Below are 22,036 nucleotides of genomic sequence, written 5' to 3'. Positions count from 1 at the left end.
GAGCAACAGACCCTAAGAAAAGCCCGCTTTTTGCTAACAAATTTCCAGTTAACGTGTCTCAACGAACAAGATAATTTGCTGATAAATAATCAATTAGTTTATTAAGCCAGCAAACAGCACTAGTTAGCGAATAATTTACTTAAATCTAGCGACGAATTTGCTATAATTCAGGTCTGTCTTCTGGGATGTTCGCGTGTTAACTATGTCCCTGAGCCGATAAGTTTTACCTTAGGGAATTCAGCTATGGCTATTGAGCATGCCCGACTAGTATCGGGAAGCCTACGGCTTTAGTGCAATTTCCGCCCTGAACACACGGTGTTCAGGACTAATGTTGACTGCGGCATTCTGGAAGCAGCTTATCTTGCTTTAACCTTTTCTTTTATTCTAAGCCTCTTACGTACTTAGCTTTCATCCGTCTTATTCGTTTTAGCCATCATTAGGCTAAAGTCTGGGCGTGGCAACCTATCTAAAATACTATATAAGTACATAGTTAACATGATTAACCCTGCGCCTATACCAAACACCCAAGGTCCGCTTAATAAATCGAGTATTAAACCGCCGCCAAGGGGCGCCATGGCAAAGCCAATCAAATAAAACGAGGCCGCGCCAAAATAAGCACCACGTAAATGCTTCGGTGCCAGCCGATCTATTTGCACATTCATTGTTGGGAATAAAATAGCTTCGGCTAAGCTCATAATTATAACCGCACCAATCCAGCCCCAAAACGCTGTTACAGGATTTAGCATCATCCACAGCTGTGAAATGGCCAGCATCACTAAACCAATTTGAATGCGCTGAGTTAATGTTAAGCGGGTCATCATTTTTAGCAACACAAACTGACTGGTAATAATGACTAAGGCATTCGCCAATATCATACTGGAAATTAATTTCATCAACTCGGGCACTTCTGCTCGCGTTAAGTATTGAATAAGCGTTGAGTCCATTTGCGCGTACACAAACATACAAATAATGTTGGCGACAATTAAGCATTGCAACAGCTTGTCTTGAAACAGTACTTTCCACGTATCTCGCAAACGATGCTGAGTCGCTTGTTTATGCTCTTCAATATCGCCATGCTGCGCCATGCCAAACACCAGCAACATCAACCACAGCGCAAACGTTGCCGCGGTCAATAAAAACGTTGATTGCTGGCCAGTTACGCCATAATAAACCCCAATCATTGGGCCAATAGCACAGCCAACATTTACGATAAAATATCTAGCTTGCAGCGCTAATTCCCGCACTTGTACATCAGGCAAAATATCAGCAACTAACGCTTGCGTCGGTGGATCCCAAATCGCCTTAGACATTGAACATAAGGTTATTACCAGCACATATCCAGGCACGCTATCAACAAACGCCAACATCACAAATGACAGAACATAAACAATGCCGCTGGAGAACATCACCTTTTTTCGACCAAGTAAATCGGAAAGCGCGCCACCAAAAAAACCAATACACACTGAAATTACTGCCGCTACTGATAAAATCAATCCGACTTCGGTCGCTGCTAAGTTAAATTTTTGATACAAGATCACCGCTAAAAATGGCCACACCATGTAATAGCTACCACGCGTGATAAAATCACCAAATAAAATTATCCACATTAGGCGAGGGAATTTTTTTACCGTGGAAAAGGAGACGTTACTTTCCATGTACTGCAATAAAGATAAATATGAAACGGGCTTTACATTAAATAGAAAAGCCCCTATAACGGCAACGTTTTATTAATCATTTTGACGTTTATGACTCAACTTTTTTCAACTTCAAATTCATCAACTACAAGCACAGAGCAAAATTCGCTCAATTCCCAAGCTATTGGCGTATTTGACTCTGGCATTGGCGGCATTTCCATCGCCCGTTGTATTGCCAAACAGTTGCCTAATGAACGGCTAATCTATGTTGCTGATAGTTTATATGCGCCTTATGGAGAAAAAAGCCCAGAAGAGATTGAAGTTAGAGTAAATCAAGTTGCCGATGCCTTAATCAAGCAACAAGTCAAAGCGATTGTGGTAGCTTGTAATACTGCAACAGTTAATGCCATTGAACAACTGCGCCAGCGCGTTGATATTCCAATTATTGGCGTTGAACCAGCAATTAAACCTGCTGTGTTACATAGCAAGAACCAAAGAGTAGGAATTTTAGTTACCAGCGCTACTGCCAACAATCAGCGTTTTCTTGATTTAGTGGCGACCCATAAGCAGCAAGCTGAAGTATTTATTCAACCTTGCCCTGGCTTAGTTCAGCTAATTGAACAAGGAAGCCAAGAATCAGCACAATGTTCGCAATTACTGCAAGAATATTTAACGCCATTACTGGCGCAAGGAATAGACACTTTAGTATTAGGCTGTACCCATTACCCATTAATTGCCCAGCAAATTAGCGCGTTAATTGACAATAGTATTACCTTACTTGAAACCGCAGAACCCGTAACCAAAGAACTAGTCCGTCGATTATCTGAACAACAACTTTTGTCAGTAACTAGCCGCCAAGCCTCTCATTTAGTGCTTTCATCTAAAATAGATAAAAAACAGCAAAGTATCATCCAACATTTCTGGGCAGAGCCATTTGTTTATCAGTCATTAGATCATTAATAAATTGCTGACGCTTAAAACACCTACTTTTCCAAAACCATAGCTATCAATGCCAAAAAACGTTTTAGACGTCTAGACGTAAAAACCTTTATTTTAAAAAACGCTTAGGTTAGAATGGCGAAAAATTTGTCGCGTACTACAGTTAGCTGGGAAAAATTAGCTGTAATTTATTTGCGATATCTATACAAAATTATTGAGGTTTTATGTCTAGACATTTATTCACCTCTGAATCAGTTTCAGAAGGTCATCCAGATAAAATTGCCGATCAAATTTCTGATGCAGTTTTAGACGCTATTATTGCCCAAGACAAACACGCGCGCGTGGCTTGTGAAACTATGGTAAAAACTGGCGTAGCCATTATTTCGGGTGAAATATCAACCAATGCTTGGGTTGATCTTGAACGTATTACTCGTAAAGTGATTTGCGATATTGGTTACACTTCTTCTGATGTTGGTTTCGACGGTGAAACTTGCGGCATTATGAATTTAATTGGTCAGCAGTCTTCTGAAATAGCACAAGGTGTTGACCGCGCTAAACCAGAAGAGCAAGGCGCTGGCGACCAAGGTTTAATGTTTGGTTATGCCACCAATGAAACCGAAACTTTAATGCCGGCACCACTTTATTACTCTCACTTATTAGTTGAGCGTCAAGCAGAAGTTCGCAAATCAGGCGTGTTACCTTGGTTACGTCCAGATGCTAAAAGTCAGGTTACCTTTGTTTATGAAGACGATAAACCAGTAGCTATTGACGCTGTGGTATTATCGACTCAACACAACCCTGATATTTCACAAGATAAATTACACGATGCGGTAATGGAAAACATTATCAAACACGTATTACCTGCTGAGCTTTTAACAGAAAACACAAAGTATTTTATCAACCCTACCGGTAGTTTCGTGATTGGTGGTCCAGTTGGTGACTGTGGCTTAACCGGTCGTAAAATTATTGTTGATACCTACGGCGGTATGGCGCGTCACGGTGGCGGCGCATTCTCTGGTAAAGATCCATCAAAAGTAGATCGCAGTGCCGCTTATGCGGGTCGTTATGTAGCGAAAAACATTGTGGCAGCTGGTCTTGCTGATCGCTGTGAAATTCAAGTGTCTTACGCCATTGGTGTTGCAGAGCCAACATCAATTACCGTTGAAACATTCGGTACAGGCAAAGTAAGTGAAGAAAAACTTACTGAATTAGTACGTGAGCATTTTGATCTACGCCCTTACGGCATTACTAAAATGTTAGACTTGTTGCATCCTATGTATCAGCAAACCGCGGCTTATGGTCACTTTGGTCGTGAGCCTTATGAAATGACGGTAGACGGCGAAACCTTCACCGCATTTAGCTGGGAAAAAACTGATAAAGCAGAAGCCTTACGCCAAGCTGCTGGTTTATAACCAAAGTTTTTCCGCTTTTAGCTATTAAGAAGCCGCTCGATTGAGCGGCTTCTTGTTTTAGTTATTTTATATTTTCATACGCTTTTTATTCGCAACGCTTTCTACTCATAACGCAGCGCATGTACTGGATTACGTTTGGCAACGCGCGCGGCATTTCCACCAACAGTCAACCAAGCAATTAACAGCGAGGTAGTGCCAACCGCAATACAAATTGGCACTAAATACCAGTTCTCGATTCGGTATGGGAATGATTGCAGCCAATCTAGCATTAGATAACTCGCCACTGGCCAAGCAATAAGATTGGCTATTAATACCGGTTTAGAGAATTGCCAAATCAGTAATTTCACCACATCGGTTACTGTTGCCCCCATGACTTTTCGAATACCAATTTCTTTGGTTCTGCGCTCTACGGTATAAGCTGACAAGCCATAAAGCCCTAGGCAGGCAACAATAATCGCCAATACAGAAAACGCTAAGAATAACCGCGCCATCGTGGTTTCATCTTGATACTGCGCCGCCATCATTTCAGACAAAAATTGTAAACTAATCGGCTGCATTGGCACATTTTGCTTCCAAACTGCTTCAATCTTTGCCATTAGCGCAGGGACGTCATTGGTACTAAAGGCAATACTTGCGACACTAAAACGCGCAGGGTTTAGCATATAAGCACTGGCGCGAATGCCAAACTTAATTGAGCGAAAATGAAGATTAGGAATAACACCGATAATACGTAGATGATGTTTACCAAGTGCTAGTGTTTTACCAATTGCCTGTGATGGGTCAGTAAAGCCCAATTTACTTGCTGCTAACTGATTTAAAATCACACTTGCCTGACCAATTTCATTACTATCTTCTGGTAATGGAATAATGGGATCAGAGCCGAAGCTTTCATCGAATAATCGCCCCGCTAGCGGTTTAACCCCATAGCTTTCAAAAAAGCCGTAATCCATATGATGATAATTAAGCATCAGCGGCTCAACTTTTTCCCCTTGTGGGTTTAATTCCAGCAAAGTGAATTGATTGTTATTTTCGTTATCCTGGGTTGGCGCTTCTGAAGAAAAACTGACCGAGGTGACTTCAGGTAAGTTTAACAGTTCTTGCTTTAAGCTTTCGCTATTTTCACGCGCAGCCCTTACGTTTAACACTAACTTATCGTTATAGCGATAACCAACGTCAGCAGCATTTGAATACAAGGTTTGCCCGTAAACGACAATGGTTGCCACCACCAAAATCACTGAGGTTGCAAATTGCAGCACCACTAAAATATTACGTAATTGACTTGAACCTTGAGACTCAGAGCTTTTACTGGCTTTTAAAATATGACCAGGTAAAAACTTTGATAAATAAAGCGCAGGATAAATGCCAGCTGCAAGACCAACAGCTATCGCCACTAAAATCAGTTGTAATAATAAGCTGGGATCATCAAATAGCTGCAGTTGTAACTCTTTCCCAAGAATTTGGTTATACATGGGCAAGACTAATTCGGCGGCAGCTACCGCAAACAACAGTGCAATAAACACTAAAGTAATCGCTTCACTTAAAAACTGGGTAGCAACTTGAGAACGAGTAGCACCAAGTACTTTGCGCATCGCCACTTCTTTCGCACGTTTACTGGCTTTGGCCGTAGCAAGGTTCATAAAGTTTATACAAGCAATAATCAATAATAACCCAGCAACCACAGTAAAGGTTTGGATCATACGCTTATCCCCCATCGGGGTTAAATCGCCCATATTACCAGCGTCAGCTTTAGCATTAAGGTGAATATTGGGTACAGACATTGCGTGTAGGTTGAAGAAATCAGTCACCTGCTTCCCTTGCCATTTATCCCCTAAAAATTGCTTACCCATTTCAATAAATGGGCTTTCATTATTTATCCAATAATTAATGCGCTCTTGGAATTGGGCAATAGTTATCTCAGGGTTTAATTTAAAATAGGTATAAACATTAACGCTGTTCCAGGTGTGAAGCACGTTAGTGTCGTTTTCGAAAAGTGCAGGGTTTAAGTAAACAATAAAATTAATGTCTAAATGAGTGGCACTGGGGAATTTATCTAACACCCCTGTCACGGTTAAGCTGACAACATCAGGTCCTATTGAAAACGTCATGGTTTCGCCAATCACATCATCACGACCAAAATACTTCTGCGCCATTTCTTTGGTGACAATTAAATCCATGGGTTTTGCAAACGAACTGGCTTTATCGCCGTGCAAAAAAGGTAAATCAAAGACATTAAAAAAGCTTGGATCAACCATCGATGCCTGTTCTGCAAAGCCCTCACCATTGTGCTGAACGGTGGTGCCATACTGAATAATCCGCACGCCGGTTTCTACTTCGTTTTTGGCATAGTCTCTAATTGCTTCCATCATACGCCCAGCAGAGCGCACGGTTAAAAATGCTGGTTGCCCAGGCATAGTAAATGCGGAATGAATTCTGGCGAGTCGGTCGCTGTCAGGTAGCCATTGATCATAGCCCGACTCATCTTTGACAAACAGCATGATCAAAATACAGCTCATTAAGCCAACGGCTAAACCAAATATATTAATTATCGAAAAAATGCCGTTTTTTAGTATGTTACGCCAAGCGGTAACCAAATAGTTTTTAAACATAATCTTATCCTTTTACCGAGCTAAGCAAGCTATGCGGCTTTGATGTTTTCAGTTACCACATGACCATCGAAAAGATTAATCGTGCGTTTGGCGTAGTCTGCATGTGCAGGGCTGTGAGTAACCATCACTATGGTAGTACCGCTGTCATTGAGTGTTTGCAGCATTTCCATTACTTCTTGGCCATGTGCACTGTCTAAATTCCCTGTTGGTTCATCAGCTAAAATCATTTTTTGATCGCCAACCACTGCACGTGCTACCGCTACCCGTTGCTGTTGACCACCCGATAATTGGCTTGGCATATGTTTAGCGCGATGAGCTATGCCGACTTTGTCCATGACTTTCGCCACCCGCGCCTTACGCTCTGTGGCTGGAATATTGTGGTATAGCAGCGCCAGCTCAATGTTTTCTTCTACAGTTAACTCATCAATTAAGTTAAAGTTCTGAAAAATAAACCCAATATTTTTCTTTCGAATGGCCGCAAGTTGTTGCTCGGAATAGCCGGAAATATCTTCATCATTAAAAATATATTGGCCAGATGTTGGCGAATCCAACATGCCAATGGTGTTTAGCAAGGTAGATTTACCGCAGCCTGATGGTCCCATAATCGCGACAAACTCACCTTGAGCTATTTCAATATTGACTTGGTTTAACGCTAAAGTTTCGACATCTTGCGTTTGGTAAATGCGTGATAAATTATGTAATTTCAACATAGTGCTAATTCCTTGTAAAAATTTGGTTCTTTTAAAGTTTTTTAATTTGCGCTTTTGGTAAATAGCTATGACTTATCAAGCGCTAAACGTTGCATCTCTTTGTAACTTGTGTAAGGACTAGTCACCACCTGCTCCCCTACTTCTAGGCCTTCAATCACTTCAATGAACTGGTTGTTGCGTCGGCCAAGGCGCACAGGTCGTCTTACTGCCTCAGTGCCATCAGCACTGACGACAAATATCCAATTACCACCGGTATCTTGATAAAATGCGCCATTAGGAATAAGTACAGCCTGTGAAGCATCACCTAAGGTCAATTTGGTTTGCACGGTTTGACCACGGCGGATATCACGTGGTTGGTGTTCAACAAAGGTAAAGTCGACTTCAAACTGACCATTTTGTACTTGTGGGTAAATTTTGCTGATTTTCAGTGGGTACTGATCAAATTGCGCGTTTTGGCCAATATCAACTCGTCCTAAATAAAACTCATCAATAAACGCCGTTACCTTATAATCATTTGGGGTATCGATTTGGCCAAGACGTTCGCCACGGCCAATACTTTGACCAATCTCAACATTAAACCCAGACAGCTTGCCGGCAACCGGCGCTCTAACATTCATGTTTTCTAAATTTTTACGGGAAATTGCTAAGTTATGCTCTAAGCGCTCGCTGGTTTCTTTTAAAAATGCCAATTGCGCTTCTTGCATTTTGGCATCTGAGCTTTGGCTTTCTAATGTCACTTCACGCTGACTTTTATACCAAGCTAAGGTATCAGCGGTGTCATCATATTTAGATTGAGTAATAGCGCCGCGGTCAAGCAACGATTGCTCGCGTGCTAATTGGCGAGTCAGCAGTTTGATTTGATATTCAATATCGATCAGGTTGCTTTTATGACGTAAGCGATTTTGCTCTAAATTAAGTTCAATCGAGCGCATATTGTTAAGCTGCTCGGCAACTCTTGCTTCATTGCCTAGAACATTAAGTTGCAGTGATGCATTTGACAGCTCAACAATTAAATCGCCCGCTTGCAGTTCAACACCATCTTCAACAAGAATGCGTTCAACTCGGCCGCCCTCAATCGCGTCTAAGTACACGGTTTTTGCCGGTGCAACTCGGCCTCGCACAGGAATAAAGTCTTCGAATACCCCTTTACTCACCGTTGAAACAATAATGCGATTGCTATTAACCGCTAACACTTTCCCAGTTGATTGCTCGGTGATTTTCACTGCCAACCAAAGCAATATCAGTGCACCGACCATAACTGCCAGCCACTTTTTATAATTGACACTTTGGCGAACAACCTTGCGATCCATGCCTGCACCACTAACAGCGCTGGAAGCGTTATCAACGGTTTTAAGTGCAGCTTTATTCATCATGTTATTTCTCGTATCTCTTAATTTATTGGTTAACACTTTAGCTGTTTTAAACAGGCTGTTTTCAATGCTAAGCAGCCAAAGTATTTCTATTTCACAGTTAAGTTAACAATAAGATTACAATTATCGAGCCAAGTGTTATCTTATTGTTTTTATTAATAATTAATATTTTGAAATAATTATTAATAAAAAATACTGTACGTTTATGAACACTAGGTGTACGTTAATGAACACTAGAGAAAGTTATTGGCAAGTGAATAGCAAGCGAATGGCGAGTAAAGTACCCAAATGAAAAAAGATGCACATATTCTGATTGTTGACGACGATGAAGACATTTTGGTCGCGGGTAAATTGTTATTAAAACGGCAGTTTTCTGATGTGCAAATATGTAATCGCCCAGAGCAACTGCCAACTTTATTAGCGGCAAATGCCTATGATGTCATTTTACTTGATATGAATTTTGGTCCCGGCGAAAGCTCAGGCGAACAAGGTTTTTATTGGCTTAAACAAATTCTAACCATTAACCCTAATGCGATTGTTATTATGATCACCGCCCATGGTGGCGTTGATATTGCGGTAGAGGCAATTAAACAAGGAGCAACAGATTTTATTGCTAAGCCTTGGCACAATGAAAAAGTTATTGCTACGGTCACCACAGCACTAGAGCTTAACCGCTCGCGCCAAGAGGCCCAACACCTAAAATCAACCAATCAAGCGCTGGTTCAGGCCAGCACAAATTTTAGTGAGCAAATTATTGGTCAATCCCCTGCCATGCAAGCTGTGTATGACTTAGTAGCGCGCGCCGCACCAACAGATGCTAATGTACTGATTTTAGGTGAAAATGGTACGGGTAAAGAATTAATCGCTAAAGCGATTCACCAACAGAGTTTGCGCTGCGATCAGGTATTTTTATCGGTGGATTTAGGCGCGCTATCAGAAACCTTGTTTGAAAGTGAACTGTTTGGCCATAAAAAAGGCGCATTTACTGGTGCCCAACATGATCGTGTTGGCAAGATAAAAGCAGCTGACGGTGGCACTTTATTTCTAGATGAAATAGGCAATTTACCGCTGCATTTGCAAGCAAAGCTACTGACCGTGCTAGCGCAGCGAAAAGTTACGCCCCTTGGCTCAAATACGTCTGAGCCGTTTAATGTCAGAGTGGTCGCAGCAACTAATGCCAATAAGCTGCAATTAACCAATGAGCAGTACTTTCGACAGGACTTATTGTTTAGGCTAAATACTGTTGAAATAACCCTGCCAGCGCTGCGCGAGCGCGGTGAAGATATTATTGCTATTGCCGAGCATTTTATCGGCTTATACGGCAAAAAATACCAAAAACCTCACTTGACCCTGCCACCATTAACCCAGCAAGCGCTGCTTAATTATCATTGGCCGGGCAATATTCGCGCGCTACGCCATGCCATAGAAAGAGCAGTGATACTCACTGATAACCAAGCATTAAGCCCACAAGACTTTCAATTAACTGACTCGTTTTCAGCGCCAGCATCACAACCGCCCGCTAGCACTACTGACAGTGGTACCGCTGCTGGCATTGGTATAAGTGGTAGCGGATTTGATGAAAACCTAACAACTAAGAACGCTGCCGAGCAATCAGATAACTCAATAACCTTACCTACAGAGCTAAATTTAGAGGCAATTGAGAAATTAGCTATTGCGCAAGCGTTGAAAAAACATCGCTACAATATTAGTCACACCGCCAAAGAGCTCGGTTTAACGCGCGCAGCGCTTTATCGCAGGATGGAAAAGCATGGGCTTTAAACGTTTTACCCTCGCCATTGTTATTCGCACCATTGCCGCTATGGTCACGTTAACGGCACTGGCATGGTGTTTAATGCAGCCGGGCTATCATGCAATGAGTATATTGTTGCTATTGGCACTGGGTGGCCAGCTATTTTCGCTAATTCGTTTGATCACTCGCACCAATAATGAAATTGTCCGATTTTTCGATGCCGCTCGCCATGCTGATTATTCTCAGCGTTTTGATTTATCAAAACTTGGTGCCGGTTTTGATGAGTTAGGAAAAGCCTTTAGCGATATTTTGTCGCAATTACAAAAAGCCCGTAATCAGCAAGAAGAACATTTGCGCCATGTTAAAGCAGTGATTGAGCATGTGCCTGTGCCATTAATTAGTATTCAATCTGACCAACAAATTACCCTTTGGAATAATAGCGCCAGAAGGCTTTTTGGCACTCATGGCGTCACTAAACTGAGCGATTTGGATCAGTTTCACCCAAGCTTTGCCAAACAATTAACCACGTTAATGCCCGGAGAGCGCTCGTTAGTGACTATTACCATAGACGGTATGCAGCACCAGCTCAGCATTTCAGCAACACAGGTAATTGTTGCCCAAAAACAAGAGCTATTGATCAGCTTGCAAGATATTCAATCAGAGCTCGACACCGCGCAATTAGAGGCTTGGCAAGACCTAGTTAAAGTATTGACCCATGAAATTATGAATAGCATCACTCCAGTTGCCTCACTAGCTCAAACCGCGGTTGATTTAGTTAATGATGTTACCGAACAAGTTAGCCAGCACTCTAAGCAATACTCTGAGCAGTACCCTGACCAATACCATGAGATAATTGCTGAGCTTAACGATGTTAATGATGCGGTTACGACAGTTGCTAGGCGCAGCGATAATTTAATGCAGTTTGTTACTAGTTATCGCCGATTGACCAGATTACCGCCGCCCAATAAACGTCAGGTATCGTTAGCAAATTTATTGTCTCAAGTGGAACGTATTGCCTGTCAGCAATGGCCAGAATATGGTATTTCGCTGGCATCGACGGTAACGCCATCAAGTTTAACGGTACAAGCCGATGCTGAAATGATTGAGCAAGTGTTGATAAACCTGCTGCGCAATGCCGAACAGGCGCTGCGCTCACTGCCAAAACTTGAACAAGGCAATCTTCAGCAAGGCGATCTTCAGCAAGATAAGCAGCAGCAAGATGACCAGCACCAAGAATACACTGCACTAAAAGTAACATTAAGTGCCTTTATTAATAGCCGAGGCCATGTCGTTATTGAAGTTTTTGACAACGGCCCAGGCATTAATGCCGATATTGCCGAGAAGGTATTTGTGCCATTTTTTACCACAAAAAAAGAAGGCTCTGGTGTTGGCCTGGCGCTAACTCGGCAAGTGATGTTGGCTCACGGCGGCTATGTGACATTGCAAAGCCAGCAAGGCGCCGGAACCCAACAAAACGTTGGGACCCAGCAAGGCGTAGGAACAAAGTTTAGTTTAGTGTTTTAATTTCATTGGTGAATATAGTTTAATTTAGCCCTTAGCCTTGTTTTTTTAACGGCAAGCCCCTATGTTCTAAATTATCTAACAAACTGATTTTCTGGTAGTTAAGGCGTAATGCGCAACCCTAGAATTTACCTTGCTCAGCCACTTGCATGTGGTGATACCGTTTCATTATCTGACGACGCTTTTGGTCATGTAATTCGTGTATTACGTTTACAAAATAATGATGTAATCACCTTGTTTAATGGTGAGTCGAATATCGAATATACCGGTCTACTGGTTGATGTCAGTAAAAAATCGGCCAATGTCACGATCACCGAAGCTCAAGAAGTGAATAATGAATCACCACTGAATATTCATTTAGGGCAAGGTATTTCTCGTGGCGACCGCATGGACTTTACCTTACAAAAATCAGTGGAACTTGGCGTAAATACAATTACGCCTTTGTTTACTGAACGCTGTGGTGTCAAGCTAACCGGCGATCGCTTGGCGAAAAAAGTTGAACAATGGCAAAAAATTGTCATCAGTGCCTGTGAGCAAAGTGGTCGTACTCGGGTGCCAGAAGTCAAACCGGCGATACAGTTAGATGATTGGCTAACGCAGCAAACTGATGCCATTAAACTAAATTTGCACCCAAGAGCGCAGCACTCAATTATGACACTGCCAGTAGAAACTAATCGTGTTAGGTTACTTATTGGCCCGGAAGGTGGCTTAAGTGATGACGAAATTGAGCGTGCCGCGCAAGCAGAGTTTACCGATGTCTTACTTGGGCCAAGAGTGTTACGAACTGAAACTGCAGCATTGACCGCGATCACCGCGCTTCAATGTCGCTTCGGTGATTTATAACGGCTAATTTATAAGAGCTGATTTATAACGGCTGACTTATAACAGCTCATTGACAACAATTGGCTTGCAGCAATTGATTTTCATGAATTGATTTAGGGCTTTTTCAAGACTTAGTTTTTAGGAAAAAAGATGACAATTAAACTTGGGGTCGTAATGGATCCTATTTCAACAGTCAAAGTACATAAAGACTCTTCAATGGCGATGATGCTGGAAGCTCAGCAACGTGGTTATGAACTGTTTTATATCGAAATGAAAGACTTATATATCGAGCAAGGCGAATGTCGTGCCTCGGTGCATCCGGTCAAAGTTTACGATAATGCAGAGCATTGGTACGACTTAGGCGCCGAGCAAGATATCGCCTTAAGCGAATTAGACGCTGTGTTGATGCGTAAAGATCCACCGTTTGATACCGAGTATATCTACGCCACTTATATGCTTGAGCGCGCTGAAGTTGCCGGCACTTTAATTGTCAATAAACCGCAAAGCTTACGTGACTGCAACGAAAAATTATTTACCTCGTGGTTCCCTGAATTAACCCCGAAAACCTTAGTTACTCGCAGTGATAAACGTATTCGCGCATTTCACCAAGCCAATAAAGATGTAATTATTAAGCCGCTTGATGGCATGGGTGGCTCTTCAATTTTCCGAATTAAAGAAGATGATGCCAATGTTGGGGTAATTATTGAAACCTTAACCGCACATGGCAGTCAATATGCTATGGTACAAGAATATATGCCGGCAATTAAAGACGGTGATAAGCGCATTTTAATTGTGAATGGTGAAGTCATGCCTTATTGCTTAGCGCGTATTCCTGCACAAGGTGAAACGCGTGGTAATTTAGCCGCAGGCGGCAGTGGCGAACCTCGCCCACTTTCAGCAAGCGATAAATTAGTCGCTGAAACTATTGCTCCTGAGCTTAAAAAACGTGGTTTAATTTTTGTAGGTCTTGATGTAATTGGTGATAAAGTCACTGAAATTAATGTTACTAGCCCAACCTGTATACGTGAAATTGAAGCAGCGTTTAGCATTAATATTTCGGGCAAATTAATGGATGCCATCGAACAGCAGATAGCATCTCGTAATTAATCGGTAAGGAGTTAGTTGATGGATAGTTTAGAGAATCAATTATTAATCGCCATGCCAGCCATGGGCGACCCTTATTTTAGCCGCACTGTTACCTATATTTGTGAACATAATGATGACGGTGCCATGGGCTTGATTATTAATTTACCCGTCAACTTAACCCTCAATGAGTTACTTGAGCAAATTGATGCCCATAAACCCAAAATGCCCTCATTAGAGCAACAAGTCTTAACTGGTGGCCCAGTTGCTCAGGAGCGAGGTTTTGTGTTACATAGCCCCCAAGATTGCTGGAGCAGTTCTTTAGCCCTCAGTAAAGATGTGATGATCACCACCTCAAAAGATATTTTGATGGCACTGGGTACTGAGCAAGCACCGCCACAGTTTATGGTAACCTTAGGTTATGCTGGCTGGGGTCCTGGGCAATTAGAACAAGAGCTGAGTGAAAACGCTTGGCTCACGCTGCCGGCAGATAATGAAATTTTATTTGAAACCCCGATTGAGCAGCGTTGGCAAAAAGCCACCGAAAAACTCGGCATTGATTTAGTTCATTTATCACAAGATGTTGGTCATGCTTAAGTTGACCATGCTTTGGTTCATAGGGCTTAGGTCCGTAGGGTTTAGGTTAATAGGGTTTAGATTCATAGGGCGCAAGTTAATAAGGCTTAAGTTAACCACTGCTTAACAAGCACTCAATCCCTCTCATTATTAATTAGAGCTATGCGGTATGACAAAAATACAAAAATCATTGGGTGAACGTACTGCCATTGGTTTTGATTTCGGTAAAAAATATATTGGCGTTGCCGTTGGTCAGGAAATTACTGGCACCGCCTCACCACTTGGCTCGGTAAAGGCTAAAGATGGCATTCCTAACTGGCAGTTCATTGAGCAATACCTTAGCGAATGGCAGCCAGATTATATTGTTGTAGGTTTACCATTAAATATGGACGGCAGCGAACAACAACTCACCAAAGATGCAAAGAAATTTGGCAACCGCTTGTTCGGCCGCTATGGCATTACCGTTGAATTTCAAGATGAACGCTTAACCACAGCTTCAGCCAAAGAACAGTTATTTTCTCGCGGTGGCTATCGTAATTTAAGTAAAGATAATGTCGATGCCGAATCTGCGAAATTAATAATCGAAAGTTATTTTGAACAACTCTACGACTAGACCTTCCCTTTAAATGAATATTTTCACTATCGTTTCGCCACTTCTGTTACTCGCGTTATTGGGTTATATCATCGATAAAAAACAGTGGCTTAATCAAACGCAAATTGCAGGATTAAGTAAGCTAACCTTTGCTGTTTTTTTACCAGCATTTCTGTTTTATCGCATGGCAACAGCAGATTTAGATGGTCAACTTCAGCCTCAGCTATTTATGTCTTTCTATCTGCCGGTGTTAGTCACCTTTGCTATTGGCTTTGTGGCGAACTTTTTGTGGCATAAACAATATCGACAAAACTATGCAGCCTCTGCGACCTTTGCCTTAGGCGGCTGCTATTCCAATATCATTATTGTTGGATTACCGCTGCTGTTATTAGTGATGGGCGATCAAGCGCTGCCCATTGTTTTTATGATTGTCGCTTTTCATAGCGCAATGCTTTTTACCATAACTAGTGCCATTGCCTGCGTCCAAAAGACGAATGATGACAAGCCGTCGCGATTAGGTGGTTTAGGCTTTATTAAGCACACGATTAAAAACCCATTGGTGCTAGCGATATTAACTGGATTATCAATCAATTTAACAGGGCTGAGCTTTCCACAGCCAGTGGCGACAACGCTTGAAATGTTATCCAAACCGGCAATACCATTAGCGTTAATTGCCTTAGGCACTTCAATAGCTAAATACTCAATTAAAGGTGAACGTACCTTTATTGCAATAGCCTGTATTTTAAAATTAGCAATATTACCGGCAATCGTTTATCTAACAACTAGCTATTTACTTAATGTTGAGCCATTTGTCGTTAAGGTCTTAGTGATCATGAGCGCGTGTCCAACAGGAGTGAATGCCTATTTAATTGCTCAGGTGCATGAAGTTCATCGTAAAGCAGTTGCTAGTACTGTGGTTGCCAGCACAGTAGCGTCAATTATCACGCTACCTTGCTGGTTAATCTTTTTGGGACTTTAGCAGCTAATCATTAAAATGGGTTTATTGTATAGCCTTGCTGTTGCAATAAGGCATTAGCTGTCATCGCGGATAACGACACATTTACGCCTTTGGCTAAGTCTTCATTTTTAATTTTGTAATATGCCGCCGATTGGCCACAAATATACACTTGGGTATTCGCTTGCATTAATTGAGCTAACAAGGGCGTGTTTGGGTTTTTCATCGAAAATTGTTGTTGGTAGGCGTCATCCGATAAAATGTCAAAACCCGCTTTACCATGAACAACCAGGGCTAAATGAATATTTTCTAGCTTAAGACCATTGGCGACATGCATATTAATAAAGCGCGCTAAAGAATTGAACTGGCGATTAACTTCACCCTCACCTGTTTGCTTGGAAACATCAAATATCACTTTTAGCTGAGTGTCGCTGCTAATCGGTGTTGTTTGAACTACTGCCGTGTGACTGCCAAAGCCCGTAATAACAGGGCCTTCTTTAAACTCAGCACCAAAACTATTTGGTATTAGCATTAAGCATGCTAAGGCCAACGTTGCTTGTTGTAATTTATTCATACATCTCCTTGCGCACTTCTCTTGATAAAAGCTATGTTGATAAAAAACTACCTTGATAAAAATCACCTTGAAAACAAAGTGCCTTAAAACTCACTTTTTGTAAATTTATCACAAAGTTAAATAGTTGCGTTAAAATAAAAAAGGCCAGTTTATTGGCCTTTTATTTTAAGTAACTTAATGACTAAAAGTCATCGCCTTGTTTATCTTCCATGCCAGCAAGTGTTACCCCATGCAAGCCACCAACGCCACCTTGATCATTAGAACGTAATTTGATCATTAAGCGTAAATCATTTGGTGAATCAGCATGATGTAAGGCGTCAGCGTAGTTAATTAACCCTTGCTGATACAAATTAAACAAAGCCTGATCGAAGGTTTGCATGCCAAGCTCAGTCGATTTTTCCATCACCTCTTTAATGCTACCAACATCGCCTTTTTTGATTAGCTCAGCGATATATGGCGAATTTAATAAGATCTCAATGGCTGCAACTCGGCCATGGCCATCCTTAGTTGGTACTAATTGCTGAGCAATAATACCGCGTAAGTTTAGCGCTAAATCAAACTGTAGTTTCTGATGTTGCTCTGCTGGTACTAAGTGCATGATACGGTCAATGGCTTGGTTAGCGTTGTTCGCATGCAGCGTAGCAATACATAAGTGACCAGTTTCAGCAAACGACAGCGCATGTTCCATAATTTCTTGAGAACGGATCTCACCAATAAGGATGACATCAGGCGCCTGACGTAGCGAACTTTTTAGCGCCGCATCAAAACTTTCAGTATCTAAGCCCACTTCACGTTGGGTGATCATACTTTTGCCATGCTCGTGAACAAACTCCACCGGATCTTCGATGGTTAAGATGTGGCCGCGAGAATTTTTATTACGGTAGCCAATAAGCGCCGCCATTGACGTTGATTTACCGGTACCTGTACCACCAACGAATAACACTAGGCCGCGCTTAGACATCACCACATCTTTTAATACCGGCGGTAAGCCTAAATCATCGGCATCAGGAATATCAGTGACAATACGGCGAATAACCATACCCGCCATATCGCGTTGCCAAAATGCCGAAACACGGAAACGACCAATGCCATCAATTGATATCGCAAAGTTACATTCTTTGTCTTTTTCAAACTCGGCTTTTTGCTTATCGTTCATAGCATCGTGCACAAGTCCTAATGCTTGTTCAGGGCTTAACACTTCACTGTCTATCGGTTGCAACTCACCATTTATCTTACAACTTACCGGCAATTTTGCGGTAACGAACATATCAGAGGCTTGTTCTTCAACCATTTTTTGCAATAACTGATGAAAGTTCATGCTTCACTCCTTTTGATGCCACTCAATATCGCAGCGGCACCATTTCCTATAACTTACTGCTTAATAGCTTTGGAATTGATTTTTATCTTGTGCTTTACCAGCGGCATCTTGACGTGAAATCAAACCACGGTTAACCAAGTTTAACAAACACTGATCCATGGTTTGCATACCATGCGACATACCGGTTTGGATTGCCGAGTACATTTGTGCCACTTTATCTTCACGAATAAGGTTACGAATAGCTGGTACACCAATCATAATTTCGTGGGCAGCGACTCGGCCACCACCAACTTTCTTCACTAGTGTTTGTGAAATTACCGCACGTAACGATTCAGATAACATTGAACGCACCATAGATTTTTCTTCGGCTGGGAATACATCAATAATACGGTCAATGGTTTTAGGTGCCGAGGTCGTATGTAGCGTGCCAAATACTAAGTGACCCGTTTCCGCGGCAGTCATAGCAAGGCGAATAGTTTCTAAGTCACGCATCTCACCCACTAGAATAACATCCGGATCTTCACGAAGTGCTGAGCGCAGCGCAGCATCAAAGCTTAAAGTATCACGGTGCACTTCCCGCTGGTTAATCAAACACATTTTGTTTTCGTGGACGAATTCAATCGGATCTTCAATGGTCAGAATATGGTGATATTTATTGGCATTAATATAATCGACCATGGCAGCAAGCGTGGTTGATTTACCCGAACCAGTTGGTCCTGTCACTAACACTAAACCACGCGGATTATCGGCAATGGTGCGGAAAATATCAGGACAGCCTAAATCTTCTAACGTTAATACTTTACTTGGAATGGTACGAAATACTGCAGCTGGCCCACGTGCCTGATTAAAGGCATTTACCCTGAAACGTGCAAGGTTTGGTACTTCAAATGAAAAATCCACTTCGAGATTTTGTTCGTACTCTTTTCGCTGACGATCGCTCATAATGTCATACACTAAGGCATTAACATCTTTAGCATCAAAGGATGGAATATTTAGTTTACGAACATCACCATCAACACGAATTGACGGTGGCGTACCTGTCGATAAATGCAAGTCAGATGCATTATGATCAACACTAAAGGCTAATAATTCGGTAATATCCATAAGAACCTCTTACTCTGGGTAATAATTTTTTAAAGCAACCATGAACATTAAAGACAATTTAGCGCAAATTCACCAACAAATCTCTCAAGCTTGCCAACAAGCACATCGCAATGACACTGATGTACAACTACTTGCCGTCAGCAAAACTAAACCGTCTGAGTTGGTACTTGAAGCCTATCAGGCTGGCCAACGTCATTTTGGCGAAAATTATGTTCAAGAAGCCGTTGATAAAATTGCATTATTGTCTCATTTGCCGGAGATTTGTTGGCACTTTATTGGTCCTATACAATCGAATAAAACCCGACTGATTGCCGAAAATTTTAGCTGGGTGCATAGCGTTGACCGAATTAAAGTTGCCGCTCGCTTGAATGAACAAAGGTCGGGTCAAGATACCCCGCTCAACATCTGTTTACAAGTGAATATTAGTCAGGAACACTCGAAATCAGGCATCAGTCTAGAAGAAATTTCTGATTTAGCTCAATATGTTAACAATTGCACTCATTTAACGTTGCGCGGGCTAATGGCGATCCCACAAAAAAATGCGCCAGTAGTGGTTTATCAACAAATGGCTGAGCTATTTAGCCAACTGCATGCGCAATATGATACTGTAGATACCTTATCAATGGGGATGTCTAATGATTTAACACAAGCCATTTTATCAGGATCAACTATGGTCAGAATCGGCACCGCTATTTTTGGTGAGCGCAATTAATTTATTGGCAATGAGTATAGCTAAGGATTATGACTTAAAATAGCGGATAACAACTCATCATTATTTCACCCAATACTTTTCACACGAATCAAGAGAGTTATATGAGCAAAGTTGCATTTATTGGCGCCGGCAATATGAACCGTGCCATCATTCAAGGTTTAGTTAAAAGTGGTTTTAACCCTAACGACATCATAGTGTCGAATCCGTCAGAAGGTAAACGTATTGCTCTGGCAAACGAATTTGGCATTGGTCAAACTTCATCGAATATTGAAGCGGCAGGTTTTGCCGATTACGTGGTACTTGGGGTAAAGCCGCATTTTATTGAACAAGTTTGCCAAGATATTGCCGAAAAGCTCACTATTGATGACAAGTGTTTTATCTCGGTAGCCGCCGGTACCACTATGTCACAAATTCAAGCGGCATTAGGTGGTAACAAAGCCGTTATTCGCACTATGCCAAATACTCCGTCACAACTTGGTTTAGGTGTTTCAGGTGCATTTCCATCACCAGAAGTCAGTAGTGAGCAAAAAGCATTTGTCGATAAACTAATACAGGCAACCGGTATTGCCAAATGGCTAAACTCTGAAGCTGAAATAGATCATATTATTGCGGTAACTGGGTCTGCCCCAGCTTACTTTTTCTTATTTATGGAAGCCATTGCCGATGAAGCTGTACGTTTAGGCTTTAGTGAACAAGATGCACGTGCCATGGTACAACAAACGGCACTTGGTGCCGCGCAAATGGTCATTGAAAATAGCGATACTTCTATTGCACAATTACGGGCCAACGTTACCTCAAAAGGTGGTACCACCCATGAAGCAGTTACCACATTTATTGACGGTGGCTTACCAGAATTAGTTAGCAAAGCCATGCAAGCGGCAATTAGTCGTGCAAAAGAAATGGCGAACAAATAAATTTACAGTTTTTATAGATTTGTGCTCGATTCTGCCTCGATGCTCGCCTATGATTGAGCCGAATCTTTTTAGGAGTAATTAAATGGAAGCAATTAACTATTTGCTTAGATTTTTCTTTGATGCCATGGTTATGGTGCTTATTCTACGCGTCTGGCTTCAGTTAGTTAAAGCGGATTTTTATAACCCGTTAAGCCAATTTATTGTCAAAGTAACCAACCCAGTTGTCGTACCCGTTCGTCGCTTGATACCTGGGCTTGGCGGTATAGATTTAGCCACAGTGTTGCTAGCATTTATTTTCCAAACGCTAGAATTTATTGTAATTCCAATGCTTAACGGCGGGCCATTTGACTTATTAGCTGCCTCATATTTTGGCGTTTTAGCATTAATTAAACAGGTTGGCTTTTTATTATTCCTGATTATGTTGGTGATGGCGATTATGAGCTGGGTGGTACAAGGTTATAACCCAACTATGGTGATCTTCCAGCAATTAACTGAACCCTTTTTACGACCCATTCGCCGCGTAGTGCCGGTGATTGGTGGTTTAGACTTATCAATATTAGTGGCGTTTTTAATCTTAAATGTAATCAATATATTACTTTCTGGCGCAATTCCTTATTGGGCAATGTTGTAGCAGGGTAAGTCTATTGCTTTGCAATATTAGCCAGTGGTTCAGTCAATATTTGACTACAATTAACAATGTAAGTGACTTTTAATGAAGGACATCCAGATGAATAAATTAATCAACAAATGGTGGGCCTGTGCATTACTAGTGTTAACAACCGTCGTCACTAGCCATGCGCTTCGCGCAGAAAACATGAAATCTATGGGCACAATGGATATCCATTATATGGCCATAGGTGCAACATTTTTAACCCCACAAGTAGCCAAAGCATATGGCATTGAACGCAGTAAATATAATGCCTTAATTAATATTTCCGTACTTGATAACAGTTTGCCACAAAGAAAAGCAAAAGCCGTTTCTATTAGTGGCACTGCTGAAAATATCACTGGCCAATTTAAACGCCTAGACTTTGAAGAGGTCAAAGAAGGCGATGCGATTTATTATTTAGCCCAGCTAAATTATCGCGATAAAGAAAAAGTGAAATTTGAGATAACAGTAACTGATGGTAAAGAAAGCCATACGTTAAATTTTGAACAAACGTTTTACGTTGAGTAATTTTCAACGCTTTACTTTTATCAGTTGATATTAATTTTCCATATGGAAATTTGAATAATCCCGCACTAGTTGCGGGATTATGTATTAGCCCGCTTCAATGGGAAAGAAGTTGAATTTAAGGCTCATTCAAAGCTGCCGTCATTCCGCACTTTCAACCTTGCCGTCATTCCGCACTTGATGCGGGATCTTCACAAATGCTATTTAGGCAAACACTTAAAAGATTCCTGCTTTCGCAGGAATGACGATAAAAGTAGCTCTCACTAATTC

Annotated in this window: 20 protein-coding genes and 1 other RNA gene; 14 read left to right on the top strand and 7 right to left on the bottom strand. The window is 41.6% G+C overall.

Annotation, left to right across the window (positions count from 1 at the left end; all coding sequences use genetic code 11):
• The first annotated feature begins 174 nt into the window (after window positions 1-174).
• Window positions 175-356: non-coding RNA, 6S RNA (gene ssrS, locus ACOB82_RS01130), on the top strand.
• A 45-nt stretch (window positions 357-401) separates the two neighbouring features.
• Here ssrS and ACOB82_RS01125 read toward each other — a convergent pair.
• Window positions 402-1,655 (bottom strand): MDR family MFS transporter, encoded by a 1,254-nt coding sequence (locus ACOB82_RS01125; RefSeq protein WP_448211065.1) that lies wholly within the window; start codon window positions 1,653-1,655, stop codon window positions 402-404.
• Between the two features lie 90 nt (window positions 1,656-1,745).
• Here ACOB82_RS01125 and murI point away from each other — a divergent pair, with 90 nt between their 5' ends.
• Together murI and metK are read left to right on the top strand one after the other, a co-directional pair.
• The gene (gene murI / locus ACOB82_RS01120) at window positions 1,746-2,594 is read left to right on the top strand and encodes a glutamate racemase (RefSeq protein WP_448211064.1); all 849 of its coding nucleotides are present in this window, start codon (window positions 1,746-1,748) and stop codon (window positions 2,592-2,594) included.
• A 203-nt stretch (window positions 2,595-2,797) separates the two neighbouring features.
• The gene (metK, locus tag ACOB82_RS01115; RefSeq protein WP_448211063.1) at window positions 2,798-3,985 is read left to right on the top strand and encodes a methionine adenosyltransferase; all 1,188 of its coding nucleotides are present in this window, start codon (window positions 2,798-2,800) and stop codon (window positions 3,983-3,985) included.
• 101 nt (window positions 3,986-4,086) lie between these two features.
• Here metK and ACOB82_RS01110 read toward each other — a convergent pair whose 3' ends face one another.
• The 3 genes from ACOB82_RS01110 to ACOB82_RS01100 form a co-directional block, all read right to left on the bottom strand.
• On the bottom strand, window positions 4,087-6,591 hold the full coding sequence (locus ACOB82_RS01110) for an ABC transporter permease (RefSeq protein WP_448211062.1): 2,505 nt from the start codon (window positions 6,589-6,591) through the stop codon (window positions 4,087-4,089).
• 29 nt (window positions 6,592-6,620) lie between these two features.
• A complete protein-coding gene (locus tag ACOB82_RS01105) occupies window positions 6,621-7,301 on the bottom strand; it encodes an ABC transporter ATP-binding protein (RefSeq protein ID WP_448211061.1) in 681 nt (226 codons plus the stop codon).
• A 65-nt stretch (window positions 7,302-7,366) separates the two neighbouring features.
• Window positions 7,367-8,674 (bottom strand): efflux RND transporter periplasmic adaptor subunit, encoded by a 1,308-nt coding sequence (locus tag ACOB82_RS01100; protein WP_448211060.1) that lies wholly within the window; start codon window positions 8,672-8,674, stop codon window positions 7,367-7,369.
• 285 nt (window positions 8,675-8,959) lie between these two features.
• Between ACOB82_RS01100 and ACOB82_RS01095 the strand changes: the two genes are divergently transcribed.
• The 7 genes from ACOB82_RS01095 to ACOB82_RS01065 all read left to right on the top strand — a co-directional run bounded on the left by ACOB82_RS01095 (window position 8,960) and on the right by ACOB82_RS01065 (window position 15,994).
• Complete coding sequence (locus ACOB82_RS01095; RefSeq protein ID WP_448211059.1) at window positions 8,960-10,450, top strand: sigma-54-dependent transcriptional regulator; 1,491 nt, start codon at window positions 8,960-8,962, stop codon at window positions 10,448-10,450.
• A complete protein-coding gene (locus tag ACOB82_RS01090) occupies window positions 10,440-11,945 on the top strand; it encodes a sensor histidine kinase (RefSeq protein WP_448211058.1) in 1,506 nt (501 codons plus the stop codon). Before ACOB82_RS01095 ends, ACOB82_RS01090 begins: the two co-directional genes overlap by 11 nt.
• Window positions 11,946-12,053: 108 nt before the next feature.
• A complete protein-coding gene (gene rsmE / locus ACOB82_RS01085; RefSeq protein ID WP_448211057.1) occupies window positions 12,054-12,785 on the top strand; it encodes a 16S rRNA (uracil(1498)-N(3))-methyltransferase in 732 nt (243 codons plus the stop codon).
• Between the two features lie 129 nt (window positions 12,786-12,914).
• On the top strand, window positions 12,915-13,871 hold the full coding sequence (gene gshB / locus ACOB82_RS01080) for a glutathione synthase (protein WP_448211056.1): 957 nt from the start codon (window positions 12,915-12,917) through the stop codon (window positions 13,869-13,871).
• Window positions 13,872-13,889: 18 nt separating this feature from the next.
• Complete coding sequence (locus ACOB82_RS01075) at window positions 13,890-14,444, top strand: YqgE/AlgH family protein (protein WP_448211055.1); 555 nt, start codon at window positions 13,890-13,892, stop codon at window positions 14,442-14,444.
• Between the two features lie 148 nt (window positions 14,445-14,592).
• Window positions 14,593-15,036, top strand: a complete 444-nt coding sequence (gene ruvX, locus ACOB82_RS01070) for a Holliday junction resolvase RuvX (protein ID WP_448211054.1) — start codon at window positions 14,593-14,595, stop codon at window positions 15,034-15,036.
• A 13-nt stretch (window positions 15,037-15,049) separates the two neighbouring features.
• On the top strand, window positions 15,050-15,994 hold the full coding sequence (locus ACOB82_RS01065) for an AEC family transporter (protein ID WP_448211053.1): 945 nt from the start codon (window positions 15,050-15,052) through the stop codon (window positions 15,992-15,994).
• Window positions 15,995-16,004: 10 nt separating this feature from the next.
• On the opposite strand, the gene ACOB82_RS01060 is transcribed toward ACOB82_RS01065, so the two are convergent.
• From ACOB82_RS01060 to ACOB82_RS01050, 3 genes are all read right to left on the bottom strand, one after another.
• Window positions 16,005-16,544: a DsrE family protein gene (locus ACOB82_RS01060; protein ID WP_448211052.1), complete on the bottom strand. Its 540-nt coding sequence runs from the start codon at window positions 16,542-16,544 to the stop codon at window positions 16,005-16,007.
• Between the two features lie 181 nt (window positions 16,545-16,725).
• Entirely contained in the window at window positions 16,726-17,862 is a 1,137-nt protein-coding gene (locus ACOB82_RS01055) for a PilT/PilU family type 4a pilus ATPase (protein WP_448211051.1), read from the bottom strand.
• A gap of 60 nt (window positions 17,863-17,922) precedes the next feature.
• Window positions 17,923-18,966 carry a type IV pilus twitching motility protein PilT gene (locus ACOB82_RS01050; protein WP_448211050.1) on the bottom strand — a complete coding sequence of 348 codons (1,044 nt, stop codon included), beginning with the start codon at window positions 18,964-18,966 and terminating at the stop codon, window positions 17,923-17,925.
• 40 nt (window positions 18,967-19,006) lie between these two features.
• On the opposite strand from ACOB82_RS01050, the gene ACOB82_RS01045 reads away from it, so the two are divergent.
• The 4 genes from ACOB82_RS01045 to ACOB82_RS01030 all read left to right on the top strand — a co-directional run bounded on the left by ACOB82_RS01045 (window position 19,007) and on the right by ACOB82_RS01030 (window position 21,769).
• Entirely contained in the window at window positions 19,007-19,678 is a 672-nt protein-coding gene (locus ACOB82_RS01045) for a YggS family pyridoxal phosphate-dependent enzyme (protein ID WP_448211049.1), read from the top strand.
• 101 nt (window positions 19,679-19,779) lie between these two features.
• Window positions 19,780-20,592, top strand: a complete 813-nt coding sequence (gene proC, locus ACOB82_RS01040) for a pyrroline-5-carboxylate reductase (RefSeq protein WP_448211048.1) — start codon at window positions 19,780-19,782, stop codon at window positions 20,590-20,592.
• Window positions 20,593-20,674: 82 nt separating this feature from the next.
• On the top strand, window positions 20,675-21,223 hold the full coding sequence (locus ACOB82_RS01035; protein WP_448211047.1) for a YggT family protein: 549 nt from the start codon (window positions 20,675-20,677) through the stop codon (window positions 21,221-21,223).
• Window positions 21,224-21,319: 96 nt separating this feature from the next.
• Window positions 21,320-21,769 (top strand): DUF4426 domain-containing protein, encoded by a 450-nt coding sequence (locus ACOB82_RS01030; protein ID WP_448211046.1) that lies wholly within the window; start codon window positions 21,320-21,322, stop codon window positions 21,767-21,769.
• The last annotated feature ends 267 nt before the right edge of the window (window positions 21,770-22,036 follow it).

This window comes from Colwellia sp. MEBiC06753, assembly GCF_053470325.1.
The sequence above is the reverse complement of the archived record's forward strand: the minus strand, read 5'-3'. Positions and strand labels throughout refer to the sequence as shown.

Bases quoted from the DNA above. Each gene is read 5' to 3' on its own strand.
- ACOB82_RS01125 (WP_448211065.1), bottom strand. From the start codon at position 1,655: ATGGAAAGTAACGTCTCCTTTTCCACGGTAAAAAAATTCCCTCGCCTA.
- murI (WP_448211064.1), top strand. From the start codon at position 1,746: ATGACTCAACTTTTTTCAACTTCAAATTCATCAACTACAAGCACAGAG.
- metK (WP_448211063.1), top strand. From the start codon at position 2,798: ATGTCTAGACATTTATTCACCTCTGAATCAGTTTCAGAAGGTCATCCA.
- ACOB82_RS01110 (WP_448211062.1), bottom strand. From the start codon at position 6,591: ATGTTTAAAAACTATTTGGTTACCGCTTGGCGTAACATACTAAAAAAC.
- ACOB82_RS01105 (WP_448211061.1), bottom strand. From the start codon at position 7,301: ATGTTGAAATTACATAATTTATCACGCATTTACCAAACGCAAGATGTC.
- ACOB82_RS01100 (WP_448211060.1), bottom strand. From the start codon at position 8,674: ATGATGAATAAAGCTGCACTTAAAACCGTTGATAACGCTTCCAGCGCT.
- ACOB82_RS01095 (WP_448211059.1), top strand. From the start codon at position 8,960: ATGAAAAAAGATGCACATATTCTGATTGTTGACGACGATGAAGACATT.
- ACOB82_RS01090 (WP_448211058.1), top strand. From the start codon at position 10,440: ATGGGCTTTAAACGTTTTACCCTCGCCATTGTTATTCGCACCATTGCC.
- rsmE (WP_448211057.1), top strand. From the start codon at position 12,054: ATGCGCAACCCTAGAATTTACCTTGCTCAGCCACTTGCATGTGGTGAT.
- gshB (WP_448211056.1), top strand. From the start codon at position 12,915: ATGACAATTAAACTTGGGGTCGTAATGGATCCTATTTCAACAGTCAAA.
- ACOB82_RS01075 (WP_448211055.1), top strand. From the start codon at position 13,890: ATGGATAGTTTAGAGAATCAATTATTAATCGCCATGCCAGCCATGGGC.
- ruvX (WP_448211054.1), top strand. From the start codon at position 14,593: ATGACAAAAATACAAAAATCATTGGGTGAACGTACTGCCATTGGTTTT.
- ACOB82_RS01065 (WP_448211053.1), top strand. From the start codon at position 15,050: ATGAATATTTTCACTATCGTTTCGCCACTTCTGTTACTCGCGTTATTG.
- ACOB82_RS01060 (WP_448211052.1), bottom strand. From the start codon at position 16,544: ATGAATAAATTACAACAAGCAACGTTGGCCTTAGCATGCTTAATGCTA.
- ACOB82_RS01055 (WP_448211051.1), bottom strand. From the start codon at position 17,862: ATGAACTTTCATCAGTTATTGCAAAAAATGGTTGAAGAACAAGCCTCT.
- ACOB82_RS01050 (WP_448211050.1), bottom strand. From the start codon at position 18,966: ATGGATATTACCGAATTATTAGCCTTTAGTGTTGATCATAATGCATCT.
- ACOB82_RS01045 (WP_448211049.1), top strand. From the start codon at position 19,007: ATGAACATTAAAGACAATTTAGCGCAAATTCACCAACAAATCTCTCAA.
- proC (WP_448211048.1), top strand. From the start codon at position 19,780: ATGAGCAAAGTTGCATTTATTGGCGCCGGCAATATGAACCGTGCCATC.
- ACOB82_RS01035 (WP_448211047.1), top strand. From the start codon at position 20,675: ATGGAAGCAATTAACTATTTGCTTAGATTTTTCTTTGATGCCATGGTT.
- ACOB82_RS01030 (WP_448211046.1), top strand. From the start codon at position 21,320: ATGAATAAATTAATCAACAAATGGTGGGCCTGTGCATTACTAGTGTTA.